Origin of the sequence: Streptomyces flavovariabilis (assembly GCF_000725785.1) — a bacterium.
In the GTDB taxonomy this organism is placed as follows: Bacteria; Actinomycetota; Actinomycetes; order Streptomycetales; family Streptomycetaceae; genus Streptomyces; species Streptomyces hawaiiensis.
The window spans coordinates 1,037,067-1,053,827 of the sequence record NZ_JNXD01000001.1; the positions used below are offsets into that span (position 1 = coordinate 1,037,067).

Sequence of the window (16,761 nt, forward strand, 5' to 3'; positions counted from 1 at the left end):
CTACGTCCCTGGGGTGACCCAGGTGACGATGACGGCGGCGGCCACGCACAAGACGCCGGCCAAGGCCAGCCAGCGGGCGCACTCCACCAGCAGCCAGATCGTCCTCGCCCGCTCCTTCTCGTACCGCAAGAGCCTGCCCGCCTCCAGCAGGATCTCCTCACCGGGCCGCCCGTGCGCGGCGATGACGCCCAGCCAGGAGGCGACGACGAGGGCGAGGAAGCCGGTGATCAGCAGTCCGATCACCCACCAGCGCGGCGTGTCGGCCAGCTTGCTCAGGTCCTCCTGGCCCTTGAGCACGAAGACGGCCGTGAGCAGACCGGTGAGCGAGGCCAGGAAGTTCCGGTATCCCTCCGCCTGCTGTGTCGCCGCCTGCAACTGCCGTTCCGGAGAGGCCGTCTCGCGGCCCCGGCGGTCCGCGTCGCGGATCTGCTGGGGGGTGGGCGTGAAGGTCATGGCGTCGCTCCGGCGGACGATCCGGGGGCGGGCGGGGGCGCGATGGCCAGCAGGGCACCACAGCCCAGGGGCTCACTCGGGGGACGGTTCATATGCAGCGTGCGGCACTGGCACACGGTGTAGTACGGCTCCGGCCCCGGCTCCTCGCGTCGGCCGAAGAAGCCGCCCTTGGCCACCGGAGGCTGTCCGAAGGTCCATCTCCTCGTCATCGGACAGGTGCAGACCGGACAGGTCCCGGATGCTTCGTACGAGGCGTCGTCGCCGTTCCTGCGCACGATCCAGCGGAAGGTGAGGAGGGCAGGGTGGACGGCGTCGGGATCGTACTCGATCGGGGGCGTCACTCGGTGGTGCCTTCCAGGTGAGGGCCGTCGGCCGGGAGTTCGAGGGAGAACAGGTCCGCATACCGCGCCAGACGCTCGCGCACCTTTGTCTCGGACAATTCCGTCTCCTCCGCGCAGAGGGTGATGTGCTCCGGGCCGACCGCGCCGGTCAAGGCGGGCGACCGGCCGGTGAGCTGCTCGGTGAGGAGGATCAGGTCCTGCCAGTCGGGTACGCGGTCGGCCACCTGCCCTTCTGGTCTGCGGACGGTGACGTCGAGTCCGAGGCAGGCGAAGGGGGCGTAGCGGGCGTAGGTCTTGCCGAGCGTCCAGTCGAAGCGGCCTGCCGTGCGGACCAGCTCGAGGGGACCGAGGAGGCCGGGGCCGAGCAGGCCGTGATCGAACGCGGCCAGGTCGAACAGGTGCGGTGTGAAGTCGTGCAGGGCGGCCGCCTCAGGGGCGGCGAGGTCGCACAGGGTCGGTGGAGCGCCCAGAGCGGTGAAACGGCCGAGGTGCTCGATGGAAGCGGCGACCGTGCGGCGCGTGCTCCTGGCATGGCGCAGCAGTGCCTGGATCGTGAGCTCTGTGATGAACCCCCCTATGGTGAAGAGAACGTTGGTGTCCTCGGAGGTCGCCTGCAGAGCGAGGACGTCGCGAGCGGGCCGGGCGACGGACAGCGGCAGGTGCAGTTGCTCACCGGTGAGCCTCTCCACCACGTCCCCGATGGGGCGCCGCTCGCTGACACTGAGTTGGATCAGGGCGGGCGCCTCGACGCGGAACCCGGGCTGCCGCGTGACCCCCCGGGACGGGAAGACCCGCACCAGAGGATGGCCCGTGGACTCCAGCTGGCGAAGCGTTTGGTCGATCTTTCCCTCGAAATCGTCGGTGAGCAGACCGGCCTTCTCGAGACGGTGCAGTACCTCCTCGGCCTCCTGGAGATCAACCCCGGAGCCGAATCGCTCGAATGCGGACGGAGCCCCCGGCCCCACGGTGGCCCTGACGAAGTCCCAGGGAGACAGGCGCTTGTGGGGGTTGCGACGGACTGCTCGGAGTGCCTCCGAGGCCAGGCGTGACGGAATCCAGTCGGCCAGATCGTGCGGCGGCAGCGCGGCCCTGATGCCCGTCACCGGCGTGAGAGCGTTCACACGCGTCGCGAGCTCATTCGGCGGCAGCCCCAATTCGGCGGCGAGTAACAGCAGGTCGACGAGGGACAGATCGTCGCCGCGATACGACTGCCTCATGACGGGTCCGCCGAGGCGGACGAACAGAGCCCGCTCCGAGGGTTTGAGAGGGCCGTGATCCAGTGCTGCCCCGGACGGCTGCGCGCGCAGCGAGAAGCCGAGCGGTTCGAAGCGCCGGATGCGTGCCATCAAGTCAGCGAGTGAGACATTCGCGTCGCCTCGCGTGAGGAGATCGATGACGCCCAGCTCGCCGGGCCACATCCTTGCGTCCGGGTCCAGCTCCTCGTTCACCAGCAGCGCCGCGTCGAGCGTCGCGGGAGTCACCGCTTCCAGTTCCTCGTCGAGGCTGGGAGGCGCCGGCAGGTCGGGCTGCCAGGCCCGGAGCTGTTCCAGGAGCGCGACGGCCCGGCCCAGCGGCATGTGGTGCCGCGCGGCGATCAGCAGCAGCGGCGCGTGCAAGGCCGGTTTGCGCGCCGCGTTCATGCCGTTCCCACGGAGCGCGGATCCGTATGCGGCGCACAGGTCGACCAGTGCCCTGGACGGCCACACGGAGCGCAGGGCGCGCACATTCCCGGCCGCGGGAACGTCGAGACCGGCTATCGCGTAGCGGCGCAGTGCTCTCAGCGTGTCGCCTACCGGAACCACGGCGACTCGGGCCGCGTGCAGGGCGGTCTCCCACCCGCGTGGCTCGGAGTTCTTGGGGAAGAGGACGGCGTCCAGGCTGCGTGGCTCCGGATACCCGGGGGGCAGGAACGGCGGCCCCGCGTCCGGCACACACAGCCGCGTGTCCTGCCATCTCCGCACGAGGGTGGCCTCATGCTCCCCCATGACCGAACGCCAGGGGGAACCGGTCGCGGAGACGTCACCGTCGACGGGCAGGCACCCCGCGGTCGACAGGTTGACCGCCCGAGGCAGGTGCTTGCGGCGGGCCGTCCTCGACGGATCGATGACCGCGGTCATGTCACGAGGCAGCGAGTCGAGCACCTTGACGGCCAGCTGAGGCGACTGGGCGGCGAGCTCCCACAGCCACGAGAGCGAGACCTCGGTCCACTGGGTCACGGCTCGTTCGGTGGCCTCGAGGAGCTCGGCGGTCACCGCCCGCCAGTCGCAGGAGATGAGGTTGTTGCGGTCCACGCTCGGTTCCGGACGGTGCCGTTCACGCAGGTTGACGATCCGGCCGAAAACCTCCGGCGCATCCTTGATCACCACCCCGTCCAGCAGCCATTGGCCCCTTCCCTGCACCAGCCAGATGTCCCGCATGCCCTGAGCGGCCTTGTGGCGCCAGGGCTTCGGAGCCGGCGGCGTGAGCATGCCCGGTTCCCAACGGCACTGCTCCACGGGCGATGCGGCGTCCTGCCTCGCGTACTCCCGGGCCTCGACCTCGAAGTCCGCCACCCACAGAAAGGACTCGAGGGTCTTGATCAACGAAGACCGCTGAGCCAGGTCCTCGCCCAGGTACAGCCGCACCCGGGTCCCCCCGTCCAGTGCCAGACGGGGATCCTCACCGATCCGCAGCAGCCCCGAGCCCGACTGAATTTCCGCGCGCAATGGTTCCAGTTGCAAGGCACGTCCGTAGTGGTCCACGGGACTCGTCCAGACCACGACCTCCTCCGCCAGCATGAAATAGCTGAACACGCCGATGCCGAAACGGGAGTTGAGGGGCATCTCGCCGAGCTCGGCGCGGCGCCAGTTGCGGCGTTCCTGGACGAACTCGGGGTCCTGCTCGTACCGCTTGCCGGCACGGGCGAACATTGAGGTCAGCTTGGCGCGGTTCATGCCGGAACCGTTGTCCGTGCACTCGATGTACGGCCTGCCCTCGGTGTCCCAGCCCTGCGTGAACGTGATCTTCGGATGCCAGTCGGGCCCCGGCCTCCCCTGAGTCGCGCCGTACTGGCGACGCATGTCGCGGTAGCGGCAGGCGTCCAGAGCGTTCTGGTACAGCTCCCGCACCGCCAGCATCGGGTCGCCGTAGAGCTGCGTGCCCATCAGCAGGGGGCGGATCTCGTCCTCGGCCAGACGGAAGCGCTCCAAGGGCTGCTTGTACCCGTCGTCCAGCGGGACGAGCTGCTCACACGTGACCCGCTCGGGGAATCCGCGCAGCAGGGCCGGCGGGGTCGTCCGGGCCTTCTGACACTCCTGGTGCAGCAGGCTCACGGTCGCGTTCGTCCGCGCGGCGAGTTCCTCGACGGCCACATGCAGCGCCGGATGGGGGCAGGCGAACCGCACGGTGAGTTCATAGGAGCGGTCGTCCCGGTCACCCAGGGGCGTCACGTCGTAGCCGAAGTCGGCGGACAGGGCGGCCACCACGTCGTCGGGGTCCAGCGGGTCGTGCGCGCCGAGGTGGTCGACGAGGACGCTCGACATCCGGCGCGGGTCGGCCGCCTGGAGACCGGCCGTCCACAGCAGGCGGGCGAGGTCCGAGGCGCGCCACTGGTTGCCGGGCACCGGAGGGTAGGTGTTCCAGTCATCGCCGCTGCGCACGTCGTTGATGCGCGGACTGGAACTCGGGTGCACCGTGAGATGGCCGAGGACCTGGCGCACCTGGCCGTCGATGGTGAGTCGGGTCGTGTCGCGGACCGGTGCGGCCGACGGGGCCGCGGCCGCGTCCAGGATCGCGCTCACCAGCAGGTCCAGGATCGTGTCCACGGCCGTGTAGTCGCCCGTGCGTTCCCAGAGCAGGTCCCAGTCGGTGATGAAGCGGTGCCGCAGCCAATGGTCCGCGGCCGCTGTCTGTTCCTTGAGACCACGGCGGCGCAGGGTCGCGACCGTGCGCCGGACCTGGGAGTGCGCACGGGCCACGTCGTGGGCGGCGCCCCGGACCAGGCGGTCGTGTTCTTCGGGTGTGTCGTCCGGGCCCTTGACGTCCATGCCCTCGGGCATCGCCCTGCGCAGGTCCTCGAGCGCGATCGCGGCGACGCCCTCCTGCACGACGGGCGCGGCGAGCAGCGCTGCCGTCTCGGCGGGCGACAGAAGGTCACGGCCCTCCAGACGGGCCCGCGTCACGAGGCCCTCCAGCTGATCGACCACCCGGACCGGATACGTCGGGTCGGTCCATGGGTCGTCGTGGTGCGCGCCCTCGGTGGAGAGGGAGTCCACGATGTGCTCCACGAGCGCGCCGAGCCGCTTCTTGACCTTCTCGTGGACGATGCCGGTGCCCGAGGTGTACTGCCACAGGACCGACTGCTCGATCATGGTGGTCCACCGGTACGCCTCCTGCGCGCCCTCGCACAGCACCGGCCCCGGGCCGTCCGCGTTCAGGCCGTGAGGGAAGTACCGCTCGACGGTGGGTGGTCTGACGCCCGCGTCCGAAGCGTTCCTGCGTACCGTCGTTCGGGTGTACCGGACGAGGTCGGCGAACGTGGTCGGCTGGGTCGTCGGTGCGAGAGCCTTGGCCAGGGCACGGCCGAACCAGCTGCCTTCCTGGGGGTCGGCGTAGGAGCGTTCGCCCCGGCTGCAGCTGTACAGCCAGTACACGTCCTCGACAGCCGAGAGCACGGTCTTCCTGCTCTGCTCGGCCTGGGGGGTGGGCTCCTCGGCGCGGCAGGTGTCCAGACAGACGACCGTCGTCACACCGTCGGGCAGCCCGTCGAGCAGTCCCTCGGGGTCGGCGGGTATGAGGGTGCGGTCGAGCAACGACCGGCCCCCGGCCGGGTCGGAGCGGCCCGGTTGCGCGTCGGCGGGCAGGAGGTGGTCCCGCTTGCCCACGGTCGTGCCGTGACAGGACAGGTAGAGAAACGCTGTGTCACCGGGTGCGCACGTGTCGAAGAACTCCTGGAGGGCGCCCAGCAGTTCGGAGCCGCCCGGGTTGCGCTCCTGCCGTACTTCGTAGTGCGACTGACGCAACGCCCGGCTGACGAGTTCGACGTCCTCGAAGGCGGACTCGAGAGGGGGAAACCGCTGGGCGAGATGCTCGTCCCTCTCCAGCGCGGCCGTCCGCGCGACCCCCACGACCAACGCCCGCCGCGTGCCTGCTCCAGTGGCCTCTGCCCGCCCCGATCCCACGCGTCCCCCTTGTGTGACGAGTAGGCAATCATCGCAGAGCAGACATCTTCCGAGCTGCCGTTTGCCGTACTCTCTGGCCCAGTCCCGGTGATCGAGAGCCGGGTGGTAAGGGGGACCTCATATGGCCGCGATCAGTCTCACCAAGGTCGAAGAGACCGCCCCCGCCCTGGTGGACCTCTACAAGAGCGCCGGCGTCTCCCTCGCCAAGCACGGCATCGGCGGGCTGCGGGCCGCGGTCTATCTCGTGGTCGACTACTCCGGCTCGATGAAGCCGTACTACAAGGACGGCAGTGTGCAGGCGCTGGCCGACCGGGTGCTCGGGCTGTCGGCGCATCTTGACGACGACGGCAGCGTGCCCGTGGTGTTCTTCTCCACCGACGTCGACGCCGTCACCGAGATCGCGCTCGCCGACCACCGGGGAAGGGTCGAGCGGATCGTGGCCGGGCTCGGGCACATGGGGAAGACCAGCTATCACCTGGCGATGGACACCGTGATCGACCACTACCTCGACAGCGGGGCGGCCGAGCCCGCCCTGGTCGTGTTCCAGACCGACGGCGGGCCCATCAACAAGCTCGCCGCCGAGCGGTACCTCTGCAAGGCTGCCGGGCTTCCGCTGTTCTGGCAGTTCGTCGGGTTCGGCGACCCGGGCAGCAAGCAGTTCGACTTCCTGCGCAAGCTCGACGAGCTGGCCGTGCCGGGCAAGCGGGTGGTCGACAACGCCGGGTTCTTCCACGCGGGGCAGGATCCGCGGCAGGTCCCGGACGCCGAGCTGTACGACCGGCTGGTGGGCGAGTTCCCGAAGTGGCTCGTGGCCGCGCGGGCGCAGGGGATCGTGAAGGATCCCGGCAGTCGCTGAGCCGCCCGCTCGCCCCCCCTGGCCCAGCCGCTCCGCCCCTTGGCCCAACCGTCCGTACGCCCCGTTTGCACGGCCGCGACGCCGTGCCACGCTGGGAAGGATCCGACCGGGAGGCGACGACGTATGGGCGACGACGGCGCACGACGGGTGTACGGGACGGCTTCCGCCCGCAGGAGACCTCCCGCCGGCCAGGGCGAGAAGCTCGCCGACTGGGCAGACGGGCGGCTCGGGCTCTACGCCCTGGCCAAGGCCAACATGCGCAAGGTCTTCCCGGACCACTGGTCCTTCATGCTGGGCGAGGTCACGCTCTACAGCTTCGTCGTGCTGATCCTCACCGGTGTCTACCTCACCCTGTTCTTCGAGCCGAGCATGCAGGAGGTCGTCTACGACGGCTCCTACACGGAGCTCAACGGCGTCCTCATGTCCAGGGCGTTCGAGTCCACCCTGGACATCAGTTTCGATGTGCGCGGCGGGCTGCTGATCCGGCAGATCCACCACTGGGCGGCGCTGGTCTTCATCACCGGCATGCTGGTGCACATGATGCGGGTGTTCTTCACGGGCGCCTTCCGCAAGCCGCGCGAGCTGAACTGGGTGTTCGGCTGGACCCTGCTGATGCTCGGCATCATCACCGGCCTGACCGGCTACTCCCTCCCCGACGACCTGCTGTCCGGCACCGGCCTGCGTTTCGCGCACGGCGCCATCCTGTCGATCCCGATCGTCGGGACGTACGTGGCGTTCTTCCTGTTCGGCGGGGAGTTCCCGGGCGAGGACATCATCTCGCGGCTGTACCCCGTCCACGTCCTGCTGCTGCCCGGGATCATGCTGGGGCTGGTGACCGCCCATCTGATCCTGGTCTTCTACCACAAGCACACCCAGTTCCCGGGCCCGGGACGCAAGGAGCGCTCGGTCGTCGGGATGCCCTTCCTGCCGGTCTACATGGCCAAGGCCGGGGGGTTCTTCTTCCTCGTCTTCGGCGTCCTGACGGTGATGGGCGCGATCGCCCAGATCAACCCCGTGTGGGCGTTCGGTCCCTACCGCCCCGACCTGGTCACCACCGGCGCCCAGCCCGACTGGTACCTCGGCTTCTCCGAGGGCCTGATCCGGGTGATGCCGGGATGGGAGATCAACCTCTGGGGGCACACGCTCGTCCTCGGCGTGTTCATCCCCTTCTCGCTCTTCCCGCTGATCCTGCTCGCCCTCGGCGTCTACCCCTTCATCGAAGCGTGGATCACCGGCGACAAGCGCGAGCACCACATCCTGGACCGGCCGCGCAACGCGCCCGTGCGCACCGGCCTCGGCGTGGCCTGGCTGACCCTGTACGCAGTACTGCTGATCGGCGGCGGCAACGACATCGTCGCCACCCACCTGCATCTGTCCATCAACGCGATCACCTGGTTCGTGCGGATCGGCGCCTTCGTGCTGCCGGTCGCCGCCTTCGTCGTCACGAAGAAGATCTGCATGGGCCTGCAGCGCCGCGACCGTGCCGCGGTGCTGCACGGCCGGGAGAGCGGCACGATCAAGCGGCTGCCGACCGGCGAGTACATCGAGGTTCACGAGCCCCTCACGCGGGCCGACCTGTTCACGCTCACCCAGCACGAGCAGCACCCGCCGTACGAGGTCGGGCGCGAGGTCGACGCGGGGGGTGTCCGCCGCAGGGTCAAGCGGTCCGAGCGGCTGCGTGCCCGGCTGGCGAAGGCCATGTTCGGGCCCGACGCGCGGATCGAGAAGCCGACGGTGGAGGAGTACCGGGAGATCACCAGCGGCGATCACCGGCACTGACGACCAGGCCCCGGCATGCCTCGGGGCCGCCCCAGGCCGTGCGCAGGGCCCGGGCCTTGGTCAGCCACAGCGACAGGCCGTACTCCGCGGTGTAGCCGATCGCCCCGTGCAGTTGCAGCGCGGTACGGGCGGTGGCGTACGCCGCCTCGCACGCGGCGGCCTTGGCGGCGGCGACGTCGGCCGGACGCATCGTGAGCGCGGCACCGAAGAGCAGCGGGCGCGCGAACTCCAGGGCCGTCTTCGCGTCGGCCAGCCGGTGCTTGACCGCCTGGAACGATCCGACGGGGACGCCGAACTGGGTGCGCTGCGTGACGTATCCGACGGTTCTGTCGAGCAGTGCGAGGCCCACGCCGAGGGCTTGTGCGGCGGTGGCGAGGCGGGCCCAGGTGAGGGCCTCTTCCGGAGGGGGACCGAGGAGCTCACCCCCGGGGGTGAGGGGGGTGAGCCGGCGGGCCGGGTCGAGGGAGGGCAGGACGGGGCCGTGGCCGGGGGAGAGCCGGATGCCGTCGGGCTCCCAGGAGAGCCGGAGGGTGGCCGCGTCGCCGTCCAGGGCGTACGCACCCTCGGGGGCCACCGTCGCCATCGTCTCGCCGGACGCCAGTGCCGGCAGCAGCCGCTTGGCGGCCCCGGGGCCGGCCCCCGTGAGGAGCACCGCCGCCGTGACCGTCTCCACCAGCGGTCCCGGCACCGCGTGGCGGCCCAGCTCCACGAAGGCCACGGCCAGTTCGACAGGCCGCGGGCCCAGCCCCTCGCAGGCCTCCGGCACCGCCAGCGCGAACACGCCCGCTCCGGCCACGCGGGACCACAGCGCCCGCCCGCCCGTATGGTCGCCCCGGCTCCAGGCCCGTATCACCGCCGGTGTGTCCGCCGCCGTGAGCAGGGCGTCCAGGGACGCGGCGAAGGCCCGCTGCTCGGGATCGAGGAGGAAGCGCATCAGAGGTGCTCCTCCAGCAGGGGCCCCGGCATCAGAGGTGCTCCTCGGACAGAGTCCCCGGCATCAGCGGCGTCCCTTCGGCAGGCCGAGCAGGCGCTCGGCGATGATGTCGCGCTGGATCTCGTTCGTGCCCGCGTAGAGCGGTCCGGCGAGGGCGAAGACGTACCGCTCCGCCCAGTCGGTGTCCGCCCTCTCGCCGTCGGGGCCGAGCAGGTCGAGGGCCGTCTCGTGCAGCGCGATGTCCAGTTCGGACCAGAAGAGCTTGTTGAGGCTCGACTCCGGGCCGGCGGCCTCGCCCTCCAGGAGGCGGGAGGCCGCCGCGTACGTGAAGAGCTGGTAGGCGCGGGCGCCGATCAGCGCGTCGGCCACCCGGTCCCGCGCCGACCGCGGGCTGCCCCGCTCCCGCCACAGCTCCTCCAGCCGGTGCGCGGCGGCGAGGAAGCGGCCGGGGGAGCGGAGCATCAGGCCGCGTTCGCTGCCCGCCGTCGACATCGCGATCCGCCAGCCCCGGCCCGGCTCGCCGATCACGTCCTCGTCGGGCACGAACACCTCGTCGAGGAACAGCTCCGCGAAGGCCGGCTTGCCGTCCAGGCGGGCGATCGGGCGGACCGTGACACCGGGGGCGCGCAGGCCGAACATCAGGTACGTCAGGCCCTGGTGAGGCCTCGCCGCTTCCGGGTCGCTGCGGAACAGGCCGAAGGCGCGGTCGGCGAACGCGGCCCGGGAGGACCAGGTCTTCTGGCCGCTCAGCAGCCAGCCGCCGTCCGTGCGCACGGCCTTCGCCCGCAGGGACGCCAGGTCCGAACCGGCCTCGGGCTCCGACCAGGCCTGCGCCCAGACCACCTCGCCGGAGGCCATCGGGGGCAGGACTCGGGTCCGCTGCTCCTCGGTGCCGTGATCGAGGAGGGTCGGGGCGAGCAGCTGGATGCCGTTCTGACCGACGCGGCCCGGTGCGCCCGCCGCCCAGTACTCCTCCTCGAAGAGCAGCCACCGCAGGAGCCCGGAGTCCCGGCCGCCGTACCGCGACGGCCAGTTGACGACCGACCAGCGGTCCGCGGCGAGCTCCGCCTCCCAGGAACGGTGCGCGGCGAAGCCCTCCTCGGTCTCCAGGGAAGGCAGGGGAGCACGCGGCACGTGCGCGTACAGCCACTCCCGCACCTCCGCGCGGAACTCCTCGTCCGCGGGGGAGAACGCCAGGTCCACGGCCGCTCCCTTCTTCCCTAACAAGTGTTTGGTAGGTTAGCGTGAGCCCATGACAGACGTCGAGAGTCCGTCGTACGTGCCCGGCCACGGCCTGCTGAAGGGGCGGACCGCCGTCGTCACCGCGGCGGCCGGCGCGGGCATCGGCGGGGCCACGGCGCGGCGCTTCCTGGAGGAGGGCGCGCGCGTGCTGATCAGCGACGCGCACGCGCGCCGCCTCAAGGAGTACGAGACGCGGCTGGCCGGTGAGTTCGGCGGGAAGTCGGTCGCCGCGGTGCCCTGCGACGTCACCGACGAGACGCAGGTACGCGTGCTCTTCGAGACGGCCGCGGCGGAGCACGGGCGCCTCGACGTCGTGGTCAACAACGCCGGGCTCGGCGGCACGGCGGAACTGGTCGACATGACCGACGACCAGTGGTCCCGCGTCCTGGACGTGACGTTGAACGGCACGTTCCGGTGCGTGCGGGCCGCGCTCCGGCACATGAAGGACACCGGCGGCGGGGTGATCGTCAACAACGCCTCCGTCGTCGGCTGGCGCGCCCAGGCCGGGCAGGCCCACTACGCCGCCGCAAAAGCGGGCGTGATGGCGCTGACCCGATGTGCGGCGGTCGAGGCGGCCGGCTACGGGGTGCGGGTCAACGCCGTGGCGCCCAGCCTCGCCATGCACCCCCACCTGGTGAAGGTGACCACACCCGAGCTGCTCGCCGAGCTGACCGCCCAAGAGGCCTTCGGGCGGCACGCCGAGCCCTGGGAGATCGCCAACGTCATCGTGTTCCTGGCGTCCGGCTACTCCTCGTACATGACGGGAGAAGTGGTGTCCGTCAGCAGCCGGCACCCCTAGGACGACAATGGACCCGTGCCTCCTACGAAGAAGAATCCCCAGGTGACCGCCACCGAGCCCCCAGCCGCCGCTGCTCGCGACCGTCGCGGCGAACTCCTCGGCACCGCCGCCGAGGTCTTCGCCGAGCAGGGCTACAACGCCACCACCGTCCGCAAGATCGCGGACCACGCGGGGATGCTCGCCGGCAGCCTCTACTACCACTTCGACTCCAAGGAGTCGATGCTGGAGGAGATCCTGCGCACCTTCCTCGATGAGCTGTGGGACGGCTACGACGCCGTGCTGGGCGCCGGGCTCGGCCCGCGCGAGACGCTTCAGGCCCTGGTCACCGAGTCGTTCAGGGAGATCGACCGGCATCGCGCGGCCGTCGCGATCTACCAGAAGGAGAGCAGGCAGCTCGTGGCGCAGGAGCGGTTCGCGTTCCTCGCCGAGTCGCAGCGCAGGTTCGAGAAGGCCTGGCTGTCCACGCTGGAGCGCGGCGTCGCCGAGCGGGCCTTCCGGGCCGACCTCGACGTCCGGCTCACCTACCGGTTCGTGCGCGACACGGTGTGGGTCGCCGCGTCCTGGTACCGGCCGGGCGGACAGCACAGCCCGGACGAGATCGCCCGGCAGTACCTGTCGATGGTGCTGGACGGGATCGCCGTACGCGAACAACCCTAGGTGCGAGGGAGTCGTCATGGCCGAGGCCTACATCGTCGAAGCGGTCCGCACGCCCGTCGGGCGGCGCGGGGGAGGGCTGAGCGCGGTCCACCCGGCCGACCTCGGCGCGCACGTCCTGAAGGAGCTGATGGACCGCTCGGGCGCCGACCCGGCCGCCGTGGAGGACGTCGTCCTCGGCTGTCTGGACGCGGTCGGGCCGCAGGCCGGGGACATCGCGCGGACCTGCTGGCTGGCGGCCGGGCTGCCCGAGGAGGTGCCGGGCGTGACCGTCGACCGGCAGTGCGGTTCCTCGCAGCAGGCCGTGCACTTCGCGGCGCAGGCCGTGCTGTCCGGTACCCAGGACCTGGTGGTCGCCGGCGGGGTGCAGAACATGTCGATGATCCCCATCGCCTTCGCCACCCGGCAGGCCGCCGAGCCGCTCGGGCTGACGCAGGGCCCCTTCGCGGGCAGCGCCGGCTGGCGGGCACGGTACGGGGACCGGCCCGTCAACCAGTTCGTGGGCGCCGAGATGATCGCCGCGAAGTGGGGGATCAGCCGGCAGGACCAGGAGGAGTTCGCCCTGCGCTCCCATCAGCGGGCGGTACGGGCCGTCGACGAGGGCCGCTTCGGCCGCGAGACCGTGCCCTACGGGGAGGTCGCCGCCGACGAGGGGCCGCGCCGGGACACCTCCCTGGAGAAGATGGCCGGCCTCAAGCCGGTCCTCGACGGCGGCACCGTCACCGCCGCCTGCTCCTCGCAGGTCTCCGACGGGGCGGCGGCAATGCTGCTGGCCTCGGAGCGGGCCGTGCGCGACCACGGGCTCACCGCACGCGCGCGCGTGCACCACCTCTCCGTGCGCGGCGAGGACCCGATCCGGATGCTCACCGCCCCCATCCCGGCCACCGCGCACGCCCTGAAGAAGACGGGCCTGACCATCGACGACATCGACCTCGTCGAGATCAACGAGGCCTTCGCCCCGGTCGTCCTGGCCTGGCTGAAGGAGACCGGCGCAGACCCGGAGCGGGTCAACGTCAACGGCGGCGCGATCGCCCTGGGGCACCCCCTCGGCGCGACCGGCGTCAAACTCATGACGACCCTGCTGCACGAACTGGAACGCACCGGCGGCCGGTTCGGCCTGCAGACCATGTGCGAGGGCGGCGGCCAGGCCAACGTGACGGTCATCGAACGGCTGTGAGCCGCCTCAGCGTCTCCGCGGCCTCCTCCATGATCCGCTCCACCAGCTCCGCGCACGAGGGCAGGTCGTCGATCACCCCGGCGACCTGCCCGGACGCCATCACGCCCAGGTCCGTACAGCCGTCCACCATCGCCGACTTCAGCAGCATCGGCGTGTTCGCGGCGAGCAGCACCTGGCTCCAGGACAGGTCCTTGCCGTGCTTGAGGGCCAGCCCGTCGCGGGCCAGCTGCCGCCAGGTCAGCCCGGACAGCCTCCGGAAGCCGGCCGCAGCGCGCACGGCCCGCACCAGCGCCCCGGCCCGGCCGGCCTCCTCCAGGGCGGCCACCAGTTCCGTACGCAGCATGCGGTGCGGCAGCCCGTCCACCGCCCGGGTCACCGTCACGTCCCGCACGGTCGCCGCGAGGTACCGCGCCTTCACCGCGTCCGGCACGGTCGAGTCCGAGGTCAGCAGGAACCGCGTGCCCATCGCCACGCCCGCCGCCCCGTAGGCGAGGGCCGCGGCCAGCCCGCGCCCGTCGAAGAACCCGCCCGCCGCGACGACCGGTACCGGCACCGCGTCCACCACCTGCGGCAGCAGCACGGTCGTGGCCACCTCGCCGGTGTGCCCGCCGCCCTCCGAGCCCTGCACCAGCACCGCGTCCGCGCCCCACGCCGCGACCTTCTCGGCGTGCCGCCGCGCCCCCACGGTCGGCATGACGACCACACCGGCCTCCTTGAGCTCGCCGATCAGCTCCCGGGAGGGGGCGAGGGCGAAGGAGGCCACCCGGACGCCCTCCTCGATCAGGATCCGCACGCGGTCGCCCGCGTCGGCGGCGTCGGCACGCAGGTTCACCCCGAACGGCGCGTCGGTCCGGGCCTTCACCTCCCGTACGGCCTCGCGCAGCCGGCCCGGGGTCATCGTGGCGGAGGCCAGGATGCCGAGGGCACCCGCGTTCGCCGTGGCGGAGACCAGACGGGGGCCGGCCACCCAGCCCATCCCGGTCTGCACGACCGGATGGCGGACGCCGGCCAGCCGGGTCAGTGCCGTCTCCATCACGACGCGACCTCCCCGGCCCGGGCCCCGGACGGGTCGACGACCTCGCGGATCAGCCGGAGCTCCTCGCCGGTCGGTTCCCGGGTCGGCGGCACCTCGTCCGGCACGGTCAGCTCGAAACCCGTCGCCTCCGTGACCTGCTCGACCGAGACCCCCGGGTGCAGCGAGGCCAGCCGCATCGAGCGGTCCGAGGTGGCGAAGTCGAAGACGCCCAGGTCGGAGACGACCCGCGGAATCCGGTGGTAGCGCGCGCCGGCCGCACGGTCGTAGCCGACTCCGCAGACCATGTCGACCCGCTCGACGAAGACCCGCCGGGAGTGCCTCGGGATCCAGTAACTGGTCGGGTTGTTGAGGGTGTTGACCGGCGCGCCACGCACCCCCAGCAGCTGCCGCCTCGGGCGCTCCCAGTCGCCGATGCACGCGATGTTCTGGTTGCCGAACCGGTCGATCTGGCTCGCGCCCATCATCACGTGCCGCCGCCCGCCCGTGACCCAGGCCAGATGCTCGCGGTAGGGCAGCCAGCCCTCGGGCGTCCCGTCCGGGCGGACGAGCAGCGCCTCGCCGTCGGTCAGCAGCAGGTCCGGCGCGAAGGTGAGCCGGGCCAGCCGGGCGCCGATCGAGGGGATCAGCCCCATGGGGCTCGCCAGCACCTCGCCGTCGTCCCGCCAGGCCTCTGCGCAGGCGATCACGCAGTACTCGGCGCGACTGGGCCCGGTCATGTCCCCTCCCGCACGGCCGCCTGGTACGCCTGCTCGTCCCCGCCGAGGTACCCGGCCTCGAAATCGGGCCAGGGCGTGGTCGCATACGTCTGCTGGAAGGCCTCGTCCCGCCCGTAGTCGGGCGCGCAGGACGTGAAGTGCGCCCCGTTCGGGGTCTCGACCACACCGGTGACCGTGTGGCGCTTGACCAGCAGAGTCTGCGGCGGGCCCTCTTTCGTCAGCTCGGCCGTGTCGACGATCCGCTCACAGCTCACGTACGCCGTGTCGGCCGCCGCGCAGAACAGGTCGTCGAAGTACGGGTCCGGGCCCAGGTACTGCCCGTTGCCCGACCGGTCCGCGCGGTTGACGTGCACCAGGGCCGCGTCCATCCGCAGGGCGGGCACGGCGACGAACGTCTCCCCGTCCTCGTACGGCGAAGTGACCGTCTTCAGACCGGGGTTGACCCGCATCACGTCCGAACCGAACCCGGCCCGCACCGGCAGGAACGGCAGCCGGTTCGCCGCCGCCCGCAGGCCCCACAGGAACATCGCCTCGTCGATCTCCGTCAGTGCGAAGGCACCCCGCTCACGGGCCGCCCGGTAGTGCGGCTCCAGGGGGATCGAGTCGAGGGTGACGAACGCCGTGACCAGTCTGCGGATCCGCCCGGCCGCGGCCAGCATGCCCACATCCGGGCCGCCGTACGAGACGACCGTCAGGTCGGTGATCTCCGACCTGAGCAGTGCTCTCACCAGGGCCATCGGCTTGCGGCGCGAGCCCCAGCCGCCGATGCCGAGGGTCATGCCGCTGGACAGCCGGGACACGGCCTCGTCCGCTGACATCGTCTTGTCCCTCATCGCGCTCCCTCCTGACCGGATGTCCCCGGGCTGCCGGGGCCGCCGAAGGTGTCGCGCACCCGCGCGCCCACCCCGCTGAGGCCCGCCTCGAAGGTGAAGCCCTGCTCGAAGCGGTAGCTGCGGCGCACGTCCACCGGGTCGATGCCGTTGAGCGCGGCCTTGGCCAGGCGGAGCAGCCGGCCGTCCTTGGCGGCGATCTCCCGGGCCAGTTCGAGGGCGGCGGCGTGCAGTCCGCCACGCGGCACCACCCGCCACACCGACCCGTGCGCGTGCAGGTCGGCCGCGCTCACCGTGCGCGCCGTGTAGTACAGCGCCCGCATCAGATGCTGGGGAACCAGCCGGGCCAGGTGCGTGGCCGCGCCCAGGGCGCCGCGGTCCAGCTCGGGCAGCCCGAACACCGCGTCCTCGCTGGCCACGATCGCGTCCGCGTTCCCCACCAGGCCGATGCCGCCGCCCAGGCAGAAGCCCTGCACGGCCGCCACGACCGGCACCTCGCACTCGTAGACCGCCGCGAAGGCCTCCGCGCAGCCGCTGTTCGCGCCTCGCAGCGCACGGTGCTCCCGGTCGTCGGCCTGCAACTCCTTGATGTCCACACCCGCGTTGAACCCACGCCCCTCGGCGGCCAGCAGCACGCACCGGACCTCCGGGTCGCGTCCGGCCGCGCGCACCGCGCCGGCCAGGGCGAACCAGCCCGCCACCGGCAGGGCGTTCACCGGTGGGAAGTCGACCGTGACGACGGCGATGCCCTTTTCCCTGCACGAGGTGGAGACACCCATGGCCGC

The 16,761-nt window shown here is 71.6% G+C and carries 14 protein-coding genes; 5 read left to right on the forward strand and 9 right to left on the reverse strand.

Features of this window, described 5'->3' with window-relative positions; translation table 11 throughout:
• From IO24_RS0104625 to IO24_RS0104635, 3 genes are read right to left on the reverse strand one after another with little or no spacing between them, the layout of a single operon-like run.
• Entirely contained in the window at window positions 1-453 is a 453-nt protein-coding gene (locus IO24_RS0104625) for a hypothetical protein (protein ID WP_031132095.1), read from the reverse strand.
• Window positions 450-794: a hypothetical protein gene (locus IO24_RS0104630; protein ID WP_031132097.1), complete on the reverse strand. Its 345-nt coding sequence runs from the start codon at window positions 792-794 to the stop codon at window positions 450-452. The genes IO24_RS0104625 and IO24_RS0104630 overlap by 4 nt, the downstream gene beginning before the upstream one ends.
• The gene (locus tag IO24_RS0104635) at window positions 791-5,899 is read right to left on the reverse strand and encodes an HD domain-containing protein (protein WP_234335195.1); all 5,109 of its coding nucleotides are present in this window, start codon (window positions 5,897-5,899) and stop codon (window positions 791-793) included. Before IO24_RS0104635 ends, IO24_RS0104630 begins: the two co-directional genes overlap by 4 nt.
• 175 nt (window positions 5,900-6,074) lie before the next feature.
• Here IO24_RS0104635 and IO24_RS0104640 point away from each other — a divergent pair, with 175 nt between their 5' ends.
• Both IO24_RS0104640 and qcrB read left to right on the forward strand, forming a co-directional pair.
• Entirely contained in the window at window positions 6,075-6,809 is a 735-nt protein-coding gene (locus tag IO24_RS0104640; RefSeq protein WP_031132100.1) for a vWA domain-containing protein, read from the forward strand.
• Window positions 6,810-6,932: 123 nt separating this feature from the next.
• Window positions 6,933-8,588, forward strand: coding sequence for a cytochrome bc1 complex cytochrome b subunit (gene qcrB / locus IO24_RS0104645; RefSeq protein WP_031132102.1), 1,656 nt, complete (start codon window positions 6,933-6,935; stop codon window positions 8,586-8,588).
• Here qcrB and IO24_RS0104650 read toward each other — a convergent pair.
• Together IO24_RS0104650 and IO24_RS0104655 are read right to left on the reverse strand one after the other, a co-directional pair.
• A complete protein-coding gene (locus tag IO24_RS0104650; RefSeq protein WP_031132104.1) occupies window positions 8,563-9,522 on the reverse strand; it encodes an acyl-CoA dehydrogenase family protein in 960 nt (319 codons plus the stop codon). The two genes, qcrB and IO24_RS0104650, sit on opposite strands and share 26 nt — an antisense overlap.
• A gap of 63 nt (window positions 9,523-9,585) precedes the next feature.
• Window positions 9,586-10,725: an acyl-CoA dehydrogenase family protein gene (locus IO24_RS0104655; protein ID WP_031132106.1), complete on the reverse strand. Its 1,140-nt coding sequence runs from the start codon at window positions 10,723-10,725 to the stop codon at window positions 9,586-9,588.
• Between the two features lie 49 nt (window positions 10,726-10,774).
• Here IO24_RS0104655 and IO24_RS0104660 point away from each other — a divergent pair, with 49 nt between their 5' ends.
• From IO24_RS0104660 to IO24_RS0104670, 3 genes are read left to right on the forward strand one after another with little or no spacing between them, the layout of a single operon-like run.
• Window positions 10,775-11,563 (forward strand): SDR family oxidoreductase, encoded by a 789-nt coding sequence (locus tag IO24_RS0104660; protein ID WP_031132108.1) that lies wholly within the window; start codon window positions 10,775-10,777, stop codon window positions 11,561-11,563.
• A gap of 15 nt (window positions 11,564-11,578) precedes the next feature.
• The gene (locus tag IO24_RS0104665; protein ID WP_045296039.1) at window positions 11,579-12,220 is read left to right on the forward strand and encodes a TetR/AcrR family transcriptional regulator; all 642 of its coding nucleotides are present in this window, start codon (window positions 11,579-11,581) and stop codon (window positions 12,218-12,220) included.
• Between the two features lie 16 nt (window positions 12,221-12,236).
• Window positions 12,237-13,394 carry an acetyl-CoA C-acetyltransferase gene (locus IO24_RS0104670; protein WP_031132112.1) on the forward strand — a complete coding sequence of 386 codons (1,158 nt, stop codon included), beginning with the start codon at window positions 12,237-12,239 and terminating at the stop codon, window positions 13,392-13,394.
• Here IO24_RS0104670 and IO24_RS0104675 read toward each other — a convergent pair.
• Genes IO24_RS0104675 through IO24_RS0104690 form a run of 4 tightly spaced genes read right to left on the reverse strand, consistent with a single transcriptional unit; the run spans window position 13,378 to window position 16,755 of the window.
• Window positions 13,378-14,427: an NAD(P)H-dependent flavin oxidoreductase gene (locus tag IO24_RS0104675; protein ID WP_031132114.1), complete on the reverse strand. Its 1,050-nt coding sequence runs from the start codon at window positions 14,425-14,427 to the stop codon at window positions 13,378-13,380. The two genes, IO24_RS0104670 and IO24_RS0104675, sit on opposite strands and share 17 nt — an antisense overlap.
• Entirely contained in the window at window positions 14,427-15,146 is a 720-nt protein-coding gene (locus IO24_RS0104680; protein ID WP_031132115.1) for a CoA-transferase subunit beta, read from the reverse strand. Before IO24_RS0104680 ends, IO24_RS0104675 begins: the two co-directional genes overlap by 1 nt.
• On the reverse strand, window positions 15,143-15,979 hold the full coding sequence (locus IO24_RS0104685) for a CoA transferase subunit A (protein WP_031132117.1): 837 nt from the start codon (window positions 15,977-15,979) through the stop codon (window positions 15,143-15,145). Before IO24_RS0104685 ends, IO24_RS0104680 begins: the two co-directional genes overlap by 4 nt.
• A complete protein-coding gene (locus IO24_RS0104690; protein ID WP_031132119.1) occupies window positions 15,976-16,755 on the reverse strand; it encodes an enoyl-CoA hydratase family protein in 780 nt (259 codons plus the stop codon). The genes IO24_RS0104685 and IO24_RS0104690 overlap by 4 nt, the downstream gene beginning before the upstream one ends.
• Between the last annotated feature and the right edge of the window lie 6 nt (window positions 16,756-16,761).